This window comes from Streptomyces phaeofaciens (assembly GCF_014648915.1).
In the GTDB taxonomy this organism is placed as follows: Bacteria; Actinomycetota; Actinomycetes; order Streptomycetales; family Streptomycetaceae; genus Streptomyces; species Streptomyces phaeofaciens.
Genome location: NZ_BMSA01000009.1, coordinates 82,165 through 101,345, shown reverse-complemented (window position 1 = coordinate 101,345; position 19,181 = coordinate 82,165). Strand labels below are relative to the sequence as shown.

The 19,181-nt window shown below is 72.2% G+C and carries 20 protein-coding genes; 7 read left to right on the top strand and 13 right to left on the bottom strand.

Features of this window, described 5'->3' with window-relative positions:
* Positions 1 to 178 precede the first annotated feature (178 nt).
* From IE275_RS17065 to IE275_RS17055, 3 genes are all read right to left on the bottom strand, one after another.
* Complete coding sequence (locus tag IE275_RS17065; protein WP_189712165.1) at positions 179 to 1,222, bottom strand: NUDIX hydrolase; 1,044 nt, start codon at positions 1,220 to 1,222, stop codon at positions 179 to 181.
* A 150-nt stretch (positions 1,223 to 1,372) separates the two neighbouring features.
* On the bottom strand, positions 1,373 to 1,561 hold the full coding sequence (locus IE275_RS17060; protein ID WP_189712164.1) for a hypothetical protein: 189 nt from the start codon (positions 1,559 to 1,561) through the stop codon (positions 1,373 to 1,375).
* A gap of 290 nt (positions 1,562 to 1,851) precedes the next feature.
* Positions 1,852 to 2,796 carry an ROK family protein gene (locus tag IE275_RS17055; protein WP_189712163.1) on the bottom strand — a complete coding sequence of 315 codons (945 nt, stop codon included), beginning with the start codon at positions 2,794 to 2,796 and terminating at the stop codon, positions 1,852 to 1,854.
* 234 nt (positions 2,797 to 3,030) lie between these two features.
* Between IE275_RS17055 and IE275_RS17050 the strand changes: the two genes are divergently transcribed.
* The 3 genes from IE275_RS17050 (at position 3,031) to IE275_RS17040 (ending at position 5,558) form a co-directional block, all read left to right on the top strand.
* Complete coding sequence (locus IE275_RS17050; protein WP_189712162.1) at positions 3,031 to 4,068, top strand: LacI family DNA-binding transcriptional regulator; 1,038 nt, start codon at positions 3,031 to 3,033, stop codon at positions 4,066 to 4,068.
* A gap of 6 nt (positions 4,069 to 4,074) precedes the next feature.
* The gene (locus IE275_RS17045; RefSeq protein WP_189712161.1) at positions 4,075 to 4,812 is read left to right on the top strand and encodes a hypothetical protein; all 738 of its coding nucleotides are present in this window, start codon (positions 4,075 to 4,077) and stop codon (positions 4,810 to 4,812) included.
* Positions 4,813 to 5,168: 356 nt separating this feature from the next.
* On the top strand, positions 5,169 to 5,558 hold the full coding sequence (locus tag IE275_RS17040; protein ID WP_189712160.1) for a VOC family protein: 390 nt from the start codon (positions 5,169 to 5,171) through the stop codon (positions 5,556 to 5,558).
* A 26-nt stretch (positions 5,559 to 5,584) separates the two neighbouring features.
* Here IE275_RS17040 and IE275_RS17035 read toward each other — a convergent pair whose 3' ends face one another.
* The gene (locus IE275_RS17035) at positions 5,585 to 6,889 is read right to left on the bottom strand and encodes a DUF6986 family protein (protein ID WP_189712159.1); all 1,305 of its coding nucleotides are present in this window, start codon (positions 6,887 to 6,889) and stop codon (positions 5,585 to 5,587) included.
* 184 nt (positions 6,890 to 7,073) lie between these two features.
* On the opposite strand from IE275_RS17035, the gene IE275_RS17030 reads away from it, so the two are divergent.
* The gene (locus IE275_RS17030) at positions 7,074 to 7,985 is read left to right on the top strand and encodes an endonuclease/exonuclease/phosphatase family protein (protein WP_189712158.1); all 912 of its coding nucleotides are present in this window, start codon (positions 7,074 to 7,076) and stop codon (positions 7,983 to 7,985) included.
* 59 nt (positions 7,986 to 8,044) lie between these two features.
* Here IE275_RS17030 and IE275_RS17025 read toward each other — a convergent pair whose 3' ends face one another.
* The 4 genes from IE275_RS17025 to IE275_RS17010 all read right to left on the bottom strand — a co-directional run bounded on the left by IE275_RS17025 (position 8,045) and on the right by IE275_RS17010 (position 11,197).
* Complete coding sequence (locus IE275_RS17025) at positions 8,045 to 9,007, bottom strand: electron transfer flavoprotein subunit alpha/FixB family protein (protein WP_189712157.1); 963 nt, start codon at positions 9,005 to 9,007, stop codon at positions 8,045 to 8,047.
* 51 nt (positions 9,008 to 9,058) lie between these two features.
* On the bottom strand, positions 9,059 to 9,847 hold the full coding sequence (locus tag IE275_RS17020; protein ID WP_189712156.1) for an electron transfer flavoprotein subunit beta/FixA family protein: 789 nt from the start codon (positions 9,845 to 9,847) through the stop codon (positions 9,059 to 9,061).
* A 218-nt stretch (positions 9,848 to 10,065) separates the two neighbouring features.
* Entirely contained in the window at positions 10,066 to 10,575 is a 510-nt protein-coding gene (locus IE275_RS17015; RefSeq protein WP_189712155.1) for a flavin reductase family protein, read from the bottom strand.
* 208 nt (positions 10,576 to 10,783) lie between these two features.
* Complete coding sequence (locus IE275_RS17010) at positions 10,784 to 11,197, bottom strand: thioredoxin family protein (protein ID WP_189712154.1); 414 nt, start codon at positions 11,195 to 11,197, stop codon at positions 10,784 to 10,786.
* A 75-nt stretch (positions 11,198 to 11,272) separates the two neighbouring features.
* On the opposite strand from IE275_RS17010, the gene IE275_RS17005 reads away from it, so the two are divergent.
* From IE275_RS17005 to IE275_RS16995, 3 genes are all read left to right on the top strand, one after another.
* The gene (locus tag IE275_RS17005) at positions 11,273 to 11,689 is read left to right on the top strand and encodes a DUF4395 domain-containing protein (protein ID WP_189712153.1); all 417 of its coding nucleotides are present in this window, start codon (positions 11,273 to 11,275) and stop codon (positions 11,687 to 11,689) included.
* Between the two features lie 187 nt (positions 11,690 to 11,876).
* Entirely contained in the window at positions 11,877 to 12,605 is a 729-nt protein-coding gene (locus IE275_RS17000; protein ID WP_189712152.1) for a lysophospholipid acyltransferase family protein, read from the top strand.
* Positions 12,606 to 12,693: 88 nt separating this feature from the next.
* On the top strand, positions 12,694 to 13,776 hold the full coding sequence (locus IE275_RS16995; RefSeq protein ID WP_189712151.1) for a hypothetical protein: 1,083 nt from the start codon (positions 12,694 to 12,696) through the stop codon (positions 13,774 to 13,776).
* A gap of 12 nt (positions 13,777 to 13,788) precedes the next feature.
* On the opposite strand, the gene IE275_RS16990 is transcribed toward IE275_RS16995, so the two are convergent.
* The 5 genes from IE275_RS16990 to IE275_RS16970 all read right to left on the bottom strand — a co-directional run bounded on the left by IE275_RS16990 (position 13,789) and on the right by IE275_RS16970 (position 19,061).
* Positions 13,789 to 15,111, bottom strand: coding sequence for a hypothetical protein (locus IE275_RS16990; protein ID WP_189712150.1), 1,323 nt, complete (start codon positions 15,109 to 15,111; stop codon positions 13,789 to 13,791).
* 49 nt (positions 15,112 to 15,160) lie between these two features.
* The gene (locus IE275_RS16985) at positions 15,161 to 15,736 is read right to left on the bottom strand and encodes a transglutaminase domain-containing protein (protein ID WP_189712149.1); all 576 of its coding nucleotides are present in this window, start codon (positions 15,734 to 15,736) and stop codon (positions 15,161 to 15,163) included.
* A gap of 75 nt (positions 15,737 to 15,811) precedes the next feature.
* Positions 15,812 to 16,885, bottom strand: a complete 1,074-nt coding sequence (locus IE275_RS16980) for a threonine aldolase family protein (RefSeq protein ID WP_189712148.1) — start codon at positions 16,883 to 16,885, stop codon at positions 15,812 to 15,814.
* The gene (locus tag IE275_RS16975; RefSeq protein ID WP_189712147.1) at positions 16,882 to 17,628 is read right to left on the bottom strand and encodes an SDR family NAD(P)-dependent oxidoreductase; all 747 of its coding nucleotides are present in this window, start codon (positions 17,626 to 17,628) and stop codon (positions 16,882 to 16,884) included. The genes IE275_RS16980 and IE275_RS16975 overlap by 4 nt, the downstream gene beginning before the upstream one ends.
* Before the next feature lie 35 nt (positions 17,629 to 17,663).
* Positions 17,664 to 19,061 (bottom strand): DUF6421 family protein, encoded by a 1,398-nt coding sequence (locus tag IE275_RS16970; protein ID WP_189712146.1) that lies wholly within the window; start codon positions 19,059 to 19,061, stop codon positions 17,664 to 17,666.
* Positions 19,062 to 19,181: the final 120 nt, after the last annotated feature.

The following is a 19,181-nucleotide window of genomic DNA, read 5'->3' as shown; positions in this document are numbered from 1 at the left end:
GCACGTCGGCGCTTCGCGTGCGGCCGCGCCGAGGGGCTGCGGCCGGGGGAGGTTCCGCAGGGGCCGCTTCGCCGGTGAGCCGGCACGCGCCGGTCGCCGTCTGCGGGGGGCTTCGAGCGCCGACCGCGCGAACGGGGCGACTCACCGCCGTACCCGGCGGAGCCGGTGTCCCGGGCACTCACCCGAGCGGAGTGCCGGCCTCCAGGTACAGCGCCGCCCCGCGCTCCCGCGCCCGCAGCGCCCAGCGCAGCCGCTCGTAACGGACCGGCGGCAGCAGGCCGGCCGCCTCCTCCTCGGTGACGAAGCGCCAGCCGCGCAGTTCGGGGCCGGGCAGCCGCAGACCGGCGGCGGCGGCGGAGTCCAGCCGTCCGCCGTCGAAGAGGAGACGCAGCCCGCCGTACCGGGGCGGCAGCGGCCGTTCCCAGTCGACGACGAGCAGCCGGGGTACGTCCCGCAGCAGGATGCCGGTCTCCTCCTCGACCTCGCGCATCCCCGCGCGCGCGGGCGCCTCCCCCGGTTCCACGACCCCGCCGGGGAACTCCCAGCCGGGCTTGTAGGTCGGGTCGACCAGCAGCACCCGGTCCTGTTCGTCGAAGAGCAGCACCCCCGCGGCCACGGTCTCGGCGGTGGGCTCGGGGGTCTGCACGATCTCGCAGGCACGTGCGGCGCCGCTGCCGACGGCCTCGGCGATCCGGGCGGCGGCCTCGTACGGAGTGAGGGCGCCGGTGTCGATGGGATGGGCGTCGGCTGTGAGCCAGGAGGCGAGCGCGGCCCGGTAGGGCTCGATGTGGTCGTAGGACCACTGCCGGATCCGTATCTCGCCGTCGGGGAGGTCGGCCGGGACCTCCCGGCCGGCTATTCGCTCGCGCAGGATCGTTTCCGCCGGGGCGAGGAGCACATGCCGGACGGGGATCCGGCGGGCGGCGAGACCGCCGAAGATCTCGTCCCGGTACTCCTGGCGGAGCAGGGTCATGGGGACGACGAGGGTGCCGCCGAGTTCGCCGAGCAGCGCGGCGGCGGTGTCGATCACGAGCCGGCGCCAGATCGGCAGGTCCTGGAAGTCGCCGACCTCGGCGAGGCGCTTGGGCGGCAGCAGGTGCGGCAGCGCTCCACCGATGACCTCGGGGTCGAAGAGCGTGCTGTTCGGGAGCAGGTCGATCAGTTCCCGTGCGGTGGTGGTCTTTCCCGCACCGAACGCGCCGTTGATCCAAACGACGGTCACGGTTCCCCCTCTTCTGTTGGCCCCCTGAGGCTTGCCCGCTCCACCCTGCCATGGAAACCAGTTCCCGTTGAGGGCGCACGAACGCGGTGGCGCCGGTGCCCCCTTCCCCGCGGGACACCGGCGCCAGGGGCTTCTCGCGTCGCGTCGGCCCTACTGCCCGAGCGCGTCGTCGTCGACGGCGAGACTCTCGCTGGCGATCGTGTGGTCGAGGCTGCTGAGGGTGTCACCCACGTTCAGACCGTCGAGGTCATCGGCCCCCTGGCCGTGCGAAGGGGTGATCGCCGCGACGACGAATCCGGTGGCCAGGGAGGCGATGGCGAGCATGCTGCGCTTCTTCATGCCCGGATCAACTGCACGAGCGGGCTCGGGGTCACGCGTTTTCCCGCACCGGGCCGCGCGATGCCACGCCGCCGCGCGCGGCGCGCCCCGAGAGGGGAGCGGGGGGCGGCCGAACATCGCGGGCGGGACCGGACCGACGGGCCCATGATTCCGGGGAGGACGGGGCGACCCGGTCGGGACCCGCCCGGCGCTCCGTCTCCGCCCCGTCCGGCTGTTCGAGCGGCCCGCCGGACCGGTTGCGGCCGGCCGGTCCGCCCACGAACCGCCTGAACGTTCCTGCTCCGCCCGGTTCAGACCCGTGCCGCCGTCGCCCCCGCCAGGGCCGCCGCGGCCGCCCCCACCAGGCCCGCGTCCGTGCCCATCCGGGCCGGGGCCACGGTCAGGCGCTGGACGAAGGAAAGGGTCGCGTAGTCGGCGAGGAAGCGGCGCAGCGGGGCGAAGAGGATCTCGCCCGCCTTGCCCACGCCGCCGCCGATCACCGCGATGTCGATCTCGACGAGGGTCGCGGTGGCCGCTATGCCGGCGGCCAGGGCCTGGGCGGCACGCTCGAAGGAGGCCACCGCGACCGGGTCGCCGGCCCGGGCGGCGGCGGCCACTGCGGCCGCGGAGGCGTCGCCGTCGGGGCCGGGCCGCCAGCCGTTCTCCAGGGCCCGGCGGGCGATGTTGGGCCCGCTGGCGATCCGCTCCACGCAGCCCCGGGAGCCGCACGGGCAGGGGTCGCCGTCGAGCTCGACGCAGATGTGGCCGATGTGGCCCGCGTTGCCGGTGGGGCCCGCGTGCAGCCGTCCGCCCAGGACCAGGCCGCCGCCCACCCCGGTGGAGACCACCATGCACAGCGCGTTGTCATGACCGCGGGCGGCGCCCTGCCAGTGCTCGGCCGCCGTGATCGCCACGCCGTCGCCGATCAGCTCGACCGGCAGGTTCCCGGTCGCCGCCCGGACCCGGTCGACCAGCGGATAGTCGCGCCAGCCGGGCACGTTGACCGGGCTGACCGTGCCGGCGGAGGCGTCGACGGGACCCGCGCTGCCGATGCCGAGGGCGTAGGCGCGCGGCCACAGCGGTGACACGGTCAGCTCGGCCAGCACCTCCTCGACGGCACGCATCACCGTGTCGCCGTTCTCCCGCGCGGGAGTGGGCCGCTGCGCGCGCAACAGGATCGTGCCGTCGCCGTCCACCAGCGCTCCGGCGATCTTGGTACCGCCGATGTCGAGCGCGGCCACGAGGTCGGTCTGCATCAAGGTCTCGGTTCTCCCCGTCAACCATGGAAAAGGTCCGGCCGGTCCAGCGCTGGGGGACGCGGGCCGAAGATGGGCGATGAACAGTGTCCCCTGCATCTGACAACGTTGTCCAGGCTCTATGCTCGACGCCACATCCTCATACAACCCCAGGGACCCGCGCAGCCCCCTCGCAACATTCTGTGGAAGAGGCGTGGCCGGCCTCCCGTGGACGACAGGACAGGACACCGCATCGTGCCCGAGACGCCCCGCCGCCCCGACAGCCGCTACGGCAACCGTCCGACCATGAAGGACGTCGCCGCCCGCGCCGGAGTGGGCCTCAAGACGGTCTCGCGTGTGGTGAACGGCGAGCCGGGGGTCACCCCCGAGACCGAGCGGCGCGTCCAGGAGTCCATCGAGGCGCTGGGCTTCCGCCGCAACGACAGCGCGCGCGTCCTGCGCAAGGGCCGCACGGCGAGCATCGGCCTGGTCCTCGAGGACCTCGCCGACCCGTTCTACGGCGCCCTCAGCCGCGCCGTGGAGGAGGTGGCCCGCGCCCACGGCACGCTGCTCATCAACGGCTCCAGCGCCGAGGACCCGGAGCGCGAGCAGGAACTGGCGCTGGCGCTGTGCGCCCGCCGGGTGGACGGGCTCGTGGTGATCCCGGCAGGGGACGACCACCGTTATCTGGAGCCGGAGATCAAGGCGGGCGTGGCCACGGTCTTCGTCGACCGCCCGGCCGGGCGGATCGACGCCGACTGCGTCCTGTCGGACAACTACGGCGGCGCCCGCGAGGGGGTCGCCCATCTGATCGCGCGCGGGCACCGCCGGATCGGCTTCATCGGCGACATGCCGCGCATCCACACCGCGGCGGAGCGGCTGCGCGGCTACCGGACCGCGATGCAGGACGCCGGGATACCCGTCGAGGACGCCTGGATGTCGCTGGGCGCCACCGATCCGCAGCGGGTGCGCCACGCGGCCGAGGAGATGCTGTCCGGGCCCGAGCCGGTCACGGCCGTCTTCTCCGGCAACAACCGGGTGACGGTCACCGTGATCCGGGTACTCGCGGAGCGGACGCGTCCGGTCGCCCTGGTGGCCTTCGACGATCTGGAGCTGGCCGACCTGCTCCAGCCCGGCGTCACCGTGGTCGCCCAGGACGCGGCCGCGCTCGGCCGTACGGCGGCGGAGCGGCTGTTCCGGCAGCTGGAGGGCGGCCTCGCCACCCCCGAACGGATCGAGCTGCCGACCCGGCTGATCGCCCGCGGCTCGGGCGAGCTGCCCCCGGCGGACTGAGACGAGATGGCCGAGAGTCACGAGCACCGCACACTGGAGGCGTTGGGCCTGGCCGACGCGCCGCGTGACCGTCCGCTGTCCTACCCCGGAGCCTGGCCCGCCGAGTCGGGGCTGCTGGACGGCGATCTGCTGCTTCCGCTGGACCGCCTCACGCACCCCGGCCGCGCCCCGGTCCTGGCCGTCGGTTCCAACGCCAGCCCCGCCCAGCTGCGCCACAAGCTGGCCGCGCCGGGGGCCGGCTCACCCGTCCCGATGGTGAGGGCCCGGGTCACCGGCATCGACGTCGGCGTCTCCGCGCACATCAGCCTCCACGGGTACGTGTCCGCCTCCCCCGTCGTCGCCCCCGAGGTCTCACGGGAGTTGTTCGTCATCTGGCTGGACGACGACCAGCTCGCCCGCGTCGACGCCACGGAGCCGAACTTCGACCGGGTCCGGCTGCCCGCCCCGCGGTTCCGTGTCGAGCTGGACAACGGCGAGACGCTTCCCGAGGTGTTCTCGTACGTGAATCGCCATGGCGTGCTGCACAACGGGAGCGGCTTGGCGCGCAGCCATCCCGGCCAGCGCCCGCTGATCGCCGAACTCCTGGCGGGATCGGTGGAGTTGCGGCGAAGGTTCGGGGTGACCCCGGAGGAGTTCGCGGCCCGGGCGCGGGCCGACGCGCGGCTCTGCGCGTGGGGTACACGTCTGTTCGCGAAGGAGAAGTGGGTGACGAACTCCGGGCTGGAACGGCTGCGTTGTGGCTAGGGCCTGTCTTTCGGATCAGGCCGGCTCCGGTCCGCGGGAGTTGCCAGAGGGGCCGAGCGGGGTCGTGGGAGCCCCTCCCGCTCGAGCGAAGCCGAGAGTGGGGGAGCGTGCAGCTGCAAGGCGGAGGAGGGCGGCAACGCGGTGGGGGCACCCCCGGCCGGAGGCTGGGGGACGTTGACAACCGACGACAACGCCGCTGGGGGTCCCCCCTCTGGGGGAGTGCGTGCCAGACCCCGCGACCCCCGGCAAGATCCGAAAGAGAGGCCCTAGGATCCTGGCACGGCATCGCGTGTCGGTCACCGTCCGGGTGAGGCATGGAGGTGCCCGTGAGTTTGCCTTACGGAGGCATTCCACACATGTCAGTCGAGCTGAATCACACCATCGTCCACTCCCGTGACAACCGGGAGTCCGCCGCATTCCTCGCCCACGTCCTCGGACTCGAGGTCGGGACCGCATGGGGCCCGTTCGTCCCGGTCGGCACCGCGAACGGCGTCACCCTGGACTTCGCCGCCGTCCCGGCGGAGTCGATCGTCATGCAGCACTACGCGTTCCTCGTCTCCGACGACGAGTTCGACGCGGCCTTCGAGCGGATCACCCGGGCCGGGATCACGTACTTCGCGGATCCGCAGGGCAGGCGGCCGGGCGAGATCAACCACCATCACGGCGGCCGGGGCCTGTACTTCATGGACCCCGCCGGGCACGGGATGGAGATCATCACGCGCCCGTACGAGTTCCCCGAGCAGTAGCCCCCGACGGCCCCGCGGGGCCGTGACTACTGCGCCGAGGCCGTGAGATCGCCTCGCCGAGGTGCCGCGAAGCCCTCCAGGGCCGCCCGGGTCAGCCCGGTCGCACCGGTCACCTCTGCGAGGTCGAGCGCCCCGCAGTCCAGGCCGCGCAGGAGATAGCCGCCGAGGGCCTTCGCGGTGGCCGGCTCGTCCATCACGTCGCCGCCTTCCCGGCCGGCGTACCGGGACAGCCGCTCGGCCGCCTGCGCGAAGCCCTCGCGGTAGAAGGCGAAGACGGCCGCGTAACGGGTGGGGATGTGTCCGGGGTGCATGTCCCAGCCCTGGTAGTAGGCGCGGGCCAGGGCGCGCCGGGTGAGGCCGTAGTGCAGCCGCCAGGCGTCGTGGACCCGCTCGGTGGGGCCCACGGGCAGCACGTTCGTGGAGCCGTCCGAGACGCGTACGCCGGTGCCGGCCGCGGCGACCTGCATGATCGCCTTGGCGTGGTCGGCGGCCGGGTGGTCGCTGGCCTGGTGGGCGGCCGACACGCCGAGGCAGGCGCTGTAGTCGAAGGTGCCGTAGTGCAGACCGGTGGCGCGGCCCTCGGCCGCCTGGATCATCCGGGCGACGGTGGCGGTGCCGTCGGCGGCGAGGATGGCCTGGCTGGTCTCGATCTGGATCTCGAAGCCGAGCCGCCCGGCGTCCAGCCCGCGCGCCTTCTCGAAGGCCTCCAGGAGCCGGACCATGGCGGTGACCTGTTCGGGATAGGTGACCTTCGGCAGGGTCAGCACCAGGCCGTCGGGCAGGCCGCCCGCCTCCATCAGGCCGGTGAGGAAGATGTCGAGGGTGCGGATGCCGCGGTCGCGCACGGCGGCCTCCATGCACTTCATGCGGATGCCCATGTACGGGGCCGCCGTGCCGTTCGTGTACGCCTCGGCCACCAGCCGGGCCGCCCGGGCGGCGGTCGCGTCCTCCTCGGCGTCCGGACGGGGGCCGTAGCCGTCCTCGAAGTCGACGCGCAGGTCCTCGACGGGCTCGCGCTCCAGTTTGGCGCGCACGCGCGTGTACACGGGCTCGGCGAGGTCGTCGGAGAGGCCGAGGACGGCGGCGAAGGAGCCGGCGTCGGGGGCGTGCGCATCGAGGGCGGCGAGCGCCTGGTCGCCCCAGGAGCGGATCGTGTCGGCGGCGAAGGCGTCACCGGGGACGTAGACGGTGTGGACGGGCTGGCGGGTGCCGGGGTCGCCGGGGTAGCGGCGGTCGAGTTCGGCGTCGACCGGGGCGAGGGAGGCGCTGATCTCCTCGCTGACGGCGCCCGCGAGGCTTGTCGCGACCGTCTCCTGCTGGCCCTGACCCATCCCGCACCCTCCTGTTTTCCGCTGTACGGAATCAACAATCCGTAGAATGAAGCTATCCGTGGACCTTCCGACGGGTCAACACCCTGTCCACGCCGTGGTCCGCTGTGATCACTTCCGCATCCGCACCCCCTTCCGCACCGGCCGTGCTCACCTTCATCCTGGCTCACGAGGCGAGGGGGGATCCATGACGGGTGACGCGAGGCCGACCCGGCGGGCCGGGCTGAGAACCTTGGCGGCCGCCGCGGCCGCCGTGCCCCTGCTCGGCACGGCCGGGTCGTCCGCGGCCCGTCACGAGAGCTCCGCGCCCCGCAGGAGGGCGAGGCGGGTACCTCCGTTGGAGGTCATGAGCTTCAACCTGCGCGTCCCCGCCGCCAAGGACCCCTGGCCGCTGCGCCGCCCGGTCATGCGCACGCTGCTGCGGCGGGCGGCCCCGCAGGTGATCGGCACCCAGGAGGGGCAGTTCACCCAGCTGCGGAACGTCTGGGCCGACCTCGGGCCGCACTACGACTGGATCGGCACGCCCGGCAGCGGCAACGAGGAGTCCACGGCCGTCTACTACGACGTCCGCCGGCTCGACCCGGTCGAGCACGATGTCTTCCGGCTCTCCGACACGCCCACCGTGCCCGGATCCAGCACCTGGGGCGGGGCCTTCCCCCGGCTGGTCACCCGGGTCCGCTTCCGGGACCGGCTCGACGCGGGACGGGAGTTCCACGTCCTCAACACCCATCTCGACCACCGCGGCGCGTACGCGCGCTCGCGTGCCGCCGCCCTGATCGCCGAACGGATCCGCGGCCTCGGCCCGGACCTGCCTGTCCTGCTGACCGGGGACTTCAATGCCGCCGCCCACGCCAGCACGGCCTACGACACGCTGCTGGCCTGCGGACTCGTCGACACCTGGGACACCGCGCGGCGGCGCGGACCGGCGTACGGGACGTTCCACGGGTATCAGGCGCTGAGGCCCGACGGGGACCGGATCGACTGGATCCTGGCGACGCCCGGTGTCACGGTGCACCGGTCGTGGCTCGACACGTTCGCCGTGGACGGCCAGTACCCGAGCGACCATCTGCCGCTGCTGGCGTCGCTGAGCCTGGGCTGAACGCGCCGAGGCCCCCGTGACCGGTGCGGTCACGGGGGCCTCGTACAGCCGGTCGGCGATCAGCCCTTGCGGGTGTTGATCTCCTCGGTGAGCTGCGGGACGACGTCGAACAGGTCGCCGACGACGCCGTAGTCGACCAGGTCGAAGATCGGGGCCTCGGAGTCCTTGTTGACGGCCACGATGGTCTTCGAGGTCTGCATGCCGGCGCGGTGCTGGATGGCGCCGGAGATGCCGTTGGCGATGTAGAGCTGCGGCGAGACGGACTTGCCGGTCTGGCCGACCTGGTTGGTGTGCGGGTACCAGCCCGCGTCCACCGCGGCGCGGGAGGCGCCGACGGCCGCGCCGAGGGAGTCGGCGAGGGCCTCGATGATCGCGAAGTTCTCGGCGCCGTTGACGCCACGGCCGCCGGAGACGACGATCGCGGCCTCGGTCAGCTCCGGGCGGCCGGTCGACTCACGCGGCGTGCGGCCGGTGACCTTGGTGCCGGTGGCCTTCTCGGAGAAGGTCACCGCGAGGGCCTCGACCGCGCCGGCGGCCGGGGCGGCCTCGACCGCCGCGCTGTTGGGCTTGACGGTGATGACCGGGACGCCCTTGGAGACACGGGACTTGGTGGTGAAGGACGCGGCGAACACCGACTGGGTGGCCACCGGGCCCTCGTCGCCGGCCTCGAGGTCGACGGCGTCGGTGATGATGCCGGAGCCGATGCGCAGCGCCAGGCGGGCGGCGATCTCCTTGCCCTCGGCGGAGGACGGGACGAGCACGGCGGCCGGGGACACCACCTCGACGGCGGCCTGGAGCGCCTCGACCTTCGGTACGACGAGGTAGTCGGCGTACTCGGAGGCGTCGTGGGTGAGGACCTTGACGGCGCCGTGCTCGGCGAGCGCGGCGGCGGTGTTCTCGGCACCGGCGCCGAGGGCGACGGCGACGGGCTCGCCGATGCGGCGGGCGAGGGTCAGCAGCTCGAGGGTCGGCTTGCGGACGGCACCGTCCACGTGGTCGACGTAGACGAGGACTTCAGCCATGGGATTGCTCTCCTGCGAAACGAAGTTGAGGGGCGGTCGGCGTGTCGAGCCTTAGATGAACTTCTGGCTCGCGAGGTACTCGGCGAGCTGCTTGCCGCCCTCGCCCTCGTCCTTGACGATCGTGCCGGCGGTGCGGGCCGGGCGCTCGGACGCGGTGTCGACCGCGGTCCAGGAGCCCTCCAGGCCGACCTCTTCCGCCTCGATGTCGAGGTCGGACAGGTCCCAGGACTCCACCGGCTTCTTCTTGGCCGCCATGATGCCCTTGAAGGACGGGTAACGCGCCTCGCCCGACTGGTCGGTGACCGACACGACGGCCGGCAGGGAGGCCTCGAGCTGCTCGGAGGCGGCGTCGCCGTCCCGGCGGCCCTTGACGGTGCCGTCCTCGACGGAGACCTCGGACAGCAGGGTGACCTGCGGGACGCCCAGGCGCTCGGCCAGCAGGGCGGGGACCACGCCGGCGGTGCCGTCGGTGGAGGCCATGCCGGAGATGACCAGGTCGTAGCCCGCCTTCTCGATGGCCTTGGCCAGCACCAGGGAGGTGCCGATGGCGTCGGTGCCGTGCAGGTCGTCGTCCTCGACGTGGATGGCCTTGTCGGCGCCCATGGACAGCGCCTTGCGCAGGGCGTCCTTGGCGTCTTCCGGGCCCACCGTCAGAACGGTGATCTCCACGTCGTCGTCGGAGTTCTCGGAGATCTGCAGCGCCTGCTCGACGGCGTACTCGTCGAGCTCGGAGAGCAGACCGTCCACGTCGTCCCGGTCGACGGTCAGGTCATCGGCGAAGTGCCGGTCGCCAGTGGCGTCGGGCACGTACTTCACAGTGACAACGATCCTCAAGCTCACGCCGGCTCTCCTACTGCATCGTCAGTTCTCGGCTGCCCTTCTCCAGGCAGCATAGGCGCCACAAGCGGCCGATCCCGATCGGGGCGGCCCGCGCTCCGAACGAAATATTACTCGTCAGTACACCCAGTTCCTGCCCGCTAAGCAAGCGCTTTGAACTGTGACGTCTGCAACGCAGCGTAATCGGAATTCGATGGCTCCGCAGGAGAGCGCGGCAGTGATCAATCCCGCAGAGCGGTGAACCGGCCCTGGTGGTAGAGCAGCGGACGGCCCGCGCCCGCGGGGTCCCCCAGGACGACCTCGGCCAGCACGATGCGGTGATCCCCGGCCGGCACCCGCGCCACGATGCGGCACACCAGCCAGGCGAGCACGTCGTCCAGGACGGGCACCCCTTCGGGCCCCTCCCGCCAGACGGTGGGCGCGCCGAAGCGGTCGGCACCGCTGCGGGCGAAGGTGGCGGCCAGTTCCCGCTGGTGCTCACCGAGCAGGTGCACGCCCACGTGCTCCGCCCCGGATATCGCGGGCCAGCTGGAGGCACCCGTGCCGATGCCGAAGGAGAGCATCGGGGGCTCCGCGGAGACGGAGCTGAGGGAGGTGGCGGTGAAGCCGACCGGCCCGCCGTCGCCGGACGCGGTGATCACGGCGACTCCGGCCGCGTGCCGCCGGAAGACGGAACGCAGGAGATCGGGGGAGGCGAGCTGAGGGGCGCGGAGGTCGGGCGTGGCCGTCATGGAGTTGTCCTTCTGCGGGAAGAGGCGTCGGCGTCCTTGGGTGCTCAACGGCCCGGACAGCGCGCGCTCGCGGTACGGGCGAGGTCGATATGGACCCGTCCGTGGAGAAGGAGTTCCTCAGGCATACGGTCAGGCTGACGAGAGGTGCCGGGCAGCGTCAAGTACGTCCCGGAATCTGGGAGATCCCTCACCGTCCCCCGACGGCCCGTCACACGGCCTCGCCCAGGGCCGCGATGACGTCGGCCTTGCGGGGCTGGCCGGTGGCGCGCCGCACCACCCGGCCGCCGGCGTCCAGGACCAGCACGGTGGGGGTCTTGAGGATCTCCAGCTCGCGTACGAGCTCCAGGTGCTCCTCGGCGTCGATCTCGATGTGGGCGACGCCGGGGACCAGACCGGCCACCTCGCCGAGGATCCGCCGGGTGGCCCGGCAGGGCGCGCAGAAGGCGCTGGAGAACTGCACGAGCGTGGCCCGCTCCCCCAGTTCGCCGCCGAGCCTGTCCGCGCCCAGCCGCTTCCCGTCGTCGCGCCCGCGCACCCGTACCCTCCCGCTCCGCCGCTGTTGCAGCACTCCGAGGACGCCCGCGGCGGCGAGCACCAGCACACACACCACCAGTCCGGTCATCAGCTGCTCCAGCGTTCATGAGACTGCAAAGATTCCCGCCCCCAGGAATCGTTTCCGCTGCGGAATGCTTGATTCATGGACATCGATGCGAGAGGCCCCCGTTTCGGGGCCGCCGTGACGACCGTAGTGCTCGCGGTCGTTCTGGTCACGGGCAGTGCCTGGCTGCTGGCCTGGCAGACGCTGGCGTTCGCGCTCGGCGCGGCGGGGGGCCCGGCGCGCTCACCGTACGGCTGGGCGTTCCGCACGCTGGTGCGGCCGCGGATCGGGCCGCCGACCGCGTTCGAGTCACCGCGGCCGCCGCGGTTCGCGCAGGCGGTGGGGCTCGTCTTCGCGGTCCTGGGACTGGCCGGTTACGCGCTGGGACCCCAGTGGCTCGGACTGGCCGCGACCGGCGCGGCGCTCGCGGCCGCCTTCCTCAATGCCGCTTTCGGGTACTGCCTGGGATGCGAGATGTACCTGCTCGTACGGCGGGTGACGGTGCGCACGGAGTAAAGGCGACTTAAAAGCCCGAGGTGGATCAAGGGGACGAAGTGACGAGGATCTCGTCGCAGTGGGGCACCAGGACTGGCTCCTTGGCCGTTCTTCGGGCACGATCTGCGACATGCCGTAAACCTACGGCTGCGTAACTTTGCCCGAGGGGTATCCCTCTCCCGGGCAGAAGGAAGGGTCCGTCCCGCCCATGGCAGAGCTTGTCTACCGTCCCGTCGTCGGCCTCGCCCAGACCCTTTTCAAGGCCTGGGACCTCAAGATCGACTGCAAGGGGTCGGAGAACATCCCGCGCTCGGGTGGAGCCGTGCTGGTGAGCAACCACATCAGCTACCTCGACTTCATCTTCAACGGCCTGGCGGCGCTCCCGCAGAAACGTCTCGTTCGGTTCATGGCGAAGGAGTCCGTCTTCCGCCACCGGATCTCCGGTCCGCTGATGCGCGGGATGAAGCACATCCCCGTGGACCGCAACCAGGGCGAGGCGGCCTACCAGCACGCGCTGGCGTCCCTGCGCTCCGGCGAGATCGTGGGCGTCTTCCCCGAGGCGACCATCTCGCAGTCCTTCACGCTGAAGAGCTTCAAGTCGGGCGCGGCCCGGATGGCGCAGGAGGCCGGCGTCCCGCTGATCCCGATGGCCGTCTGGGGGACCCAGCGGCTGTGGACCAAGGGCCACCCGCGCAACTTCAAGCGCAGCCACACCCCGATCACCATCCGGGTCGGCGAGGCGATCGAGGCCTCCCGCGACAAGTACGCGGGCGCGATCACCCGTCAGGTGCGCGAGCGCGTCCAGGAGCTGCTGGAGGCCGCCCAGCGCGCCTACCCGGTCCGCCCCAAGGACGCCCACGACACCTGGTGGATGCCGGCCCATCTGGGCGGTACGGCGCCGACGCCGGAGCAGGTGCGCGCGGCCGAGGCCCGCTGACCCCGGCCCACCCGCGGCCGGTACGGCCCCCGGCCGGAGCGGACGTGGCGGCGGCCGGTAGGGTCCCGGTCTCGTAAGCGGAGGCCGGGTGCCCGGGGCCGTCGAGCGGTCCCCGGCCCGGCCGTCGACCGCCGGACGCGCTACGGGGGCGAAGATGCGGCGCTGGATCAAGGTGTCGGTGACGGCCGCGGTGATACTCGGCCTGGGCGGCTGGATCGCCGCGCCGTACGCACAGGACTGGTGGCTGGTGCGCAACGTCTGTGACGGCGCGCTGCCCGGCGACGCGGTACGGCGGATCGCGCCGGACGGCCTGCACTTCACGGACGAACAGACCGACCGGAGCCGGGAGCTGGGCGACTACCGCTGCTTCCTCGCCTACGAGGGCGACGACGGCGACGAGGCACAGCTGCTGCACCTCCAGGCGTACACCCGGCGGGACGACCAGGACCGGCGGTTCTTCTCCTCCTTCCCCGAGGAGGGCTTCTCCGAGCAGGCACCCCTGGCGGACGGGGTGCCCGGGTTCGTCGACTCGGGCGGCTATCTCCAGATCCTGCTCACCTGCCCGGACCTCGGGAAGGACGCCGAGGGCCGCAAGCGCTCCCTGCTGGTGCGCGGCTGGCTGGGCCGCGAGGCGGTCCTCGACCGCCGGGCGGTCTACGAGACGCTCGTGGCCTTCGCCAACTCCGCGTCGGACCGCACCGGTTGCGGTGCCGAACCGCTGGAGGTCCCGGCCGGCGAGCTCGGACCGGTGAAGATCGAACGCGAGCCGGAGCCGGTGCCGCTCGCCGAGGCCGGCGACACGGCCTGCGGCCTCCTGGCGAAGGCCGGACTCCCCCGGCCGTCCGAGTGGCGGCTTGCGTCGCTGCTCAACGAGGCGGCCCCGAGCGGGCGTTGCGACCTGTACACCGAGGAAGCGGGCGACTGGCGCAAGCGGCTGACCCTCGTCGCCTGGTACGGCGACTGGAGCAACCGCCTGGCCGTGGACGAGGACGGCGTACGACGCCCCGGGACGGCGACCGCCCGGTGCGACGGCGAGGCCGCCAACTTCGCGGTCAGCGCCTCCGACGAGCTGCCCGGGGTGGGCCGGGCGAAGCAGCGGGAACTGCTGGAGTCCTTCGCGCGCGAGCGGACGCGGCTGCGGGGCTGCTCGGATCCCGTGCTGACCGGCTGATCCCCCGGGCTGTCACATCAGCAGCCACAACGCCCGTACGTAGGCGTCGTCCATGATCTGCCGTACGGCGCTCACGCGGCCGTCCGGCACGTCGCGGGCCTCGGCCCAGGCGTCCACGGTCCGGAACATCTCGTACCGGCCGTCCGCGTAGTCGCCCCGCAGGGGTCCCGAGGCCGGCCGGTCGGCGATGTCGCCCATCGGCGGCCGGGTCGTCGCCTGCCGCGCGGCGGGCCGGTACGCACCGCGGGTGTGCCGCCGTACCGCCGCGTCGAAGTCGGCGAGGTCGGGGATGACGCCTTCCCTGGCGTAGCCCGCCCGGTACTTCATCAGGGTGCCGATGCGCTCGCCGATGTCCTCGAGGTCGTTGTCGGGCCAGGTCGTGGCGGTCGACGACCAGCCGCCCTTCTTCTTCTCGGGACGGAAGTCGGGGTCGCCGCCCTGCCGGGTGAGGCGTTCCAGGTAGTGGGCGAGGTAGGCGCGCTCGGCGTCGTAGAGGATCGCGAACGCCTCGGGATCCTCGGCGAGTTCGGCGATCAGAGCGTCCGGGTCGGGGCGCGCGTCGAGGGAGGAGTCGGCGTACTCGAAGTCGGCGTGGGCCTCGCCGGGGGCGAGGAAGCGGCCGTAGCGGGTCCAGCCCTGATCGTCCGGCGCGGCCAGCTCGGGCGAGGCCGTCGGGCGGGCGGCGTCACTGACGGAACTCAGGAAGCGGGAGCCGTCCACGATGTACTCGGCCATCATCCGGGCCACACCGGGCGCCATGCCCGCCGGGAGTTCCGTGTCGTACAGGGCCGCGGCGACGGCGTAGGCGCCGCGGGCCTGGGCCATGGTGTGCGGGCGCCCCGGGCCCGTGGCGCGGGTGGCCGAGTCCACGAGGGCACCGAGGACCTCCCCGCCGTCCCCGCAGGGGTTCTCGTGCACCAGCAGCGCGCGCACGGCGGCCAGCCGGGACAGGTCGTCGCCGGGGTCGAGCGCCCGGGTCGCGGCCGCCGGATCCTTCGCGAGGGCGCGGGTGGCCGCGGGGATCTCCTCACAGGGCGTGCCGTCACCGGACGCGGCGAGGACGAGGGGGACTGCCGTGGCGGTCGCGAGCAGCGCGAGGGCAACGGCGGCGGTGAGCAGCCGGTGCTTCTTCAGCCGGGTGAGGAGGGTGGGGGTGGGGGCAGGCTCGGAGGCCGGTCGGTCGGCCGGGCGCGGCGCCTCGGGGCTGTCGGGCTCGCCCGGCCCCGCTCGTCTCGGCTGCTCGGCCCCGGCCGTGCCGGGCGCCGGCGGCTTCTTCGGCCGCGGTCCCGTGGTCCCTTCCGCATCGGCCCCGTGGGCCGCTCCCCCGTCACGCATGCCGGGGAGGTTAGCGACCGCGACCGGGCGGGGATGCGGCGGGGGGTGGTCAGGACAGGGTGGCGGGGAGGGTCTCCCAGAGGTGGGGGCGGTCCCGTGCGGCCTTCAGCGCGTCCAGGACGGCCGGGTGGGCGGTGGCGTACAGGCCCGGATAGTCCAGTTCGCCCGCCTCGGGGTCGGGCAGGAAGGCCAGCCGCTCGCCGTCGAGGGAGAACCGGGCGTCCACCCCCGGCTTGTTGCCGCGCGGGTCCTGGCGGTGCCAGGCGCCGTTGAACCGGACGGCGACCAGCCCGTGCACGACGTCGAACCTCTGGTAGCAGAGCGCGGTGGGGATGTCCTCGGCCCGCAGCAGCGCGGCCAGCGCGTGGGCCTTGGCGTAACAGATGCCCGTGCCCTGCGCGAGGACGTCGGAGGCGCGCCAGGTGACGCGCGGATCGCCGGAGTCCTGGGAGTGGGGGATGGTGTCGCGCACGAACTCGAACGCCAGACGTGCATAGGCATACGAGTCGGTGGCGTCCTTGGCGAGCCGCGCGGCCGTTTCACGGACGAGCGGGTGGTGATGGTCGACGACCTCGTCAGCGGCCAAGTAGGCGGACAGGTCGGGGTTCTCCTGGATCAGCTCCATGGCCGCAGAGCATAGAAACGCGATCACCCGATCGTCAATTATTTTTCGAGTGACCGCATATCTATGCAGAGTCGGCTACTGGCGCGCCATCTCCTCCTTGACCGCCGCGACGAACGTGTCCACGTCCTCCTCGGTCGTGTCGAACGCGCACATCCAGCGCACGACGCCCGCCGCCTCGTCCCAGAAGTAGAACCGGAACCGCTTCTGGAGCCGCTCGCTCACCTCGTGCGGCAGCTGCGCGAAGACGCCGTTGGCCTGCACCGGGTAGAGGATCTCCACGCCGTGCACCGCGCGCACGCCCTCGGCGAGCCGCTGGGCCATCTCGTTGGCGTGCCGGGCGTTGCGCAGCCACAGGTCCTTGGCGAGCAGCGCCTCCAGCTGCACCGACACGAAGCGCATCTTGGAGGCCAGCTGCATGGACAGCTTGCGCAGGTGCTTCATACGGCGGACGGCGTCCTGGTTGATCACCACGACCGCCTCGCCGAAGAGCGCGCCGTTCTTCGTGCCGCCCAGGGAGAGGATGTCGACGCCGACCGCGTTGGTGAACGTCCGCATCGGGACGTTCAGCGAGGCCGCCGCGTTGGCTATCCGGGAGCCGTCGAGATGGACCTTCATGCCGTGCTCGTGGGCGCGGTCGCAGATCGCACGGATCTCGTCGGGCGTGTAGAGGGTGCCCAGCTCGGTGCTCTGGGTGATCGAGACGACCTGCGGCATCGCCCGGTGCTCGTCCTCCCAGCCCCAGGCCTGCCGGTCGATCAGCTCGGGGGTGAGCTTCCCGTCCGGGGTGGGAACGGTGAGCAGCTTCAGCCCGCCCATGCGCTCGGGCGCGCCGCCCTCGTCCACGTTGATGTGGGCGCTCTCGGCGCAGATCACCGCGCCCCAGCGGTCGGTGACCGCCTGGAGCGCGACGACGTTGGCGCCGGTGCCGTTGAAGACCGGGAACGCCTCCGCCGTGGGACCGAAGTGACCGCGGACGATCCGCTGGAGGTTCTCGGTGTAGTCGTCCTCGCCGTACGCCACCTGGTGGCCGCCGTTGGCCAGGGCCAGGGCGGCCATCACCTCCGGGTGGGCTCCGGCGTAGTTGTCGCTGGCGAAACCGCGGACCTCCGGGTCGTGGTGACGACGTGCGTCGGTCTTCGGGGGGTTCACGGCTTCTCGGTGAGCCACAGACGCTGTCCGTTCACTTCTCCGGCGGGCTTCTCCCAGACTCCGGCGATGGCCTCGGCCAGGTCCTTGACGTCCGTGAAGCCCGCGAACTTCGCGTTGGGGCGCTCGGCGCGCATCGCGTCGTGCACCAACGCCTTCACCACCAGGATCGCAGCCCCGGAGGTCGGCCCCTCGGCGCCGCCGGCCTTCTGGAAGAAGTCGGCCAGGGCCAGCGTCCACGCCTCGGCGGCGGCCTTGGCGGCGGCGTAGGCGGCGTTGCCCGCGGTGGGGTGGCTGGCGCCGGCCGCGCTGATCAGCAGGTAGCGGCCGCGCTCGCTGCGCTGGAGGGCCTCGTGGAAGGCGAGCGAGGTGTGCTGCACGGTCTTGACGAGCAGGAGCTCCAGGAAGTCCCAGTCGTCGAGGCTGGTCTTGGTGAAGGTCTCGCTGCCGCGCCAGCCGCCGACGAGGTGGACCAGGCCGTCGACCCGGCCGAAATCCTTCTCGACGCGGGTGGCCCACTCGCGGGTCGAGTTCAGGTCGAGCAGATCGACGGTGTCCCCGGTGACGGTGGCACCGCCGGCCTCGTAGCGGGCCGCGTCGACGGCCTCCGCCAGGCGCTCGGGGTCGTTGTCCGAGCCGACCACGGTGGCACCGTGCCGGGCGAGCTCGAGCAGTGCCGCCCGGCCGGCGGGTCCGCCCGCGCCGGCCACCGCGATCACCGCACCGTTGAGAGCCCCGTTCCCCATCCTTGCCTCCTGCTGAGCGGTGTTCGTTCGGTCGCTCACGCGGCGACCCTTTCGGCACTGTCCGCCGTGATGCCCCGGGTGGAGGCGATCACGTTCTTCAGCTTCTTGGAGAGTGCCTCATAGAACATGCTCAGCGGAAACTCGTCCGCAAGCACGTCATCCACGAGCTTGCGCGGCGGCAGGGTCAGGTCCAGGGCGTCGGGGCCCTTGGCCCACTTGGATCCCGGGTGCGGGGCGAGATAGGTCGAGACCAGCTCGTAGCCGGCGAACCAGTGGACCAGCTTCGGGCGGTCGATGCCGTCGCGGTACAGCGTCTCGATGTCGGCGCACAGCTGGTTGGTGACCTGCGGGGCGCGTTCCCAGTCGATGAGCAGCTTGTTGTCGGTCCAGCGGACGACATCGTGCTTGTGCAGGTAGGCGAAGAGCAGCTGGCCGCCGAGGCCGTCGTAGTTGCGGACGCGCTCACCGGTGACCGGGAAGCGGAACATCCGGTCGAACAGCACGGCGTACTGCACGTCACGGGCCTGCGGGACGCCGTCGGCCTCGAGCTTCACGGCCTCCTTGAAGGCGGTGAGGTCACAGCGCAGCTCCTCCAGGCCGTACATCCAGAACGGCTGGCGCTGCTTGATCATGAACGGGTCGAAGGGCAGGTCGCCGTGGCTGTGGGTGCGGTCGTGGACCATGTCCCACAGGACGAAGGCCTCCTCGCAGCGCTTCTGGTCGTGGACCATGGCGGCGATGTCCTCGGGCAGTTCCATGCCCAGGATGCCGACGGCCGCGTCGGTGACCCGGCGGAAGCGGGCGGCCTCGCGGTCGCAGAAGATGCCACCCCAGGAGAAACGTTCCGGCGCCTCGCGGACGGCGATGGTCTCCGGGAAGAGCACGGCGGAGTTGGTGTCGTACCCGGCCGTGAAGTCCTCGAAGGTGATCCCGCAGAACAGCGGGTTGTCGTAGCGGGTGCGCTCCAGCTCGGCCAGCCAGTCCGGCCAGACCATGCGCAGCACGACCGCTTCGAGGTTGCGGTCGGGGTTGCCGTTCTGCGTGTACATCGGGAAGACGACCAGGTGCTGGAGGCCGTCCCGGCGGTCGGCGGCCGGCTGGAAGGCCAGCAGCGAGTCCAGGAAGTCCGGCACCTCGAAGCCGCCCTCGGACCAGGCGCGCAGGTCGGCGACCAGGGCGCGGTGGTATGCGGCGTCGTACGGGAGCAGCGGGGACAGCTCCTCGACGGCCTCGGTCACCCGGCGGACGGCCTGCTCGGCCTCCGCGCGCTCCGGGGCGCCGTCGGCCGTGAAGTCGATCGACCCGTCCTTGGACTGCCAGGGGCGGATCCGCTCCACGGCATCCTTGAGCACGCGCCAAGCCGGGTGCTCCACCACCCTGGTCACCGGAGGAACGCTCTCCCCCATCGCCGCCTGCACAAGAATTTCCGTCATGTCCCATCCTCCACGGGAGAACCTCGCGTCATGAAGACCGTATACATACGGGGTTTCCTTCAGCAAGTGGAGCCTCGGGAAATTATCCTGCGTGACCGCATCTTCACCGCACTTTTTCCC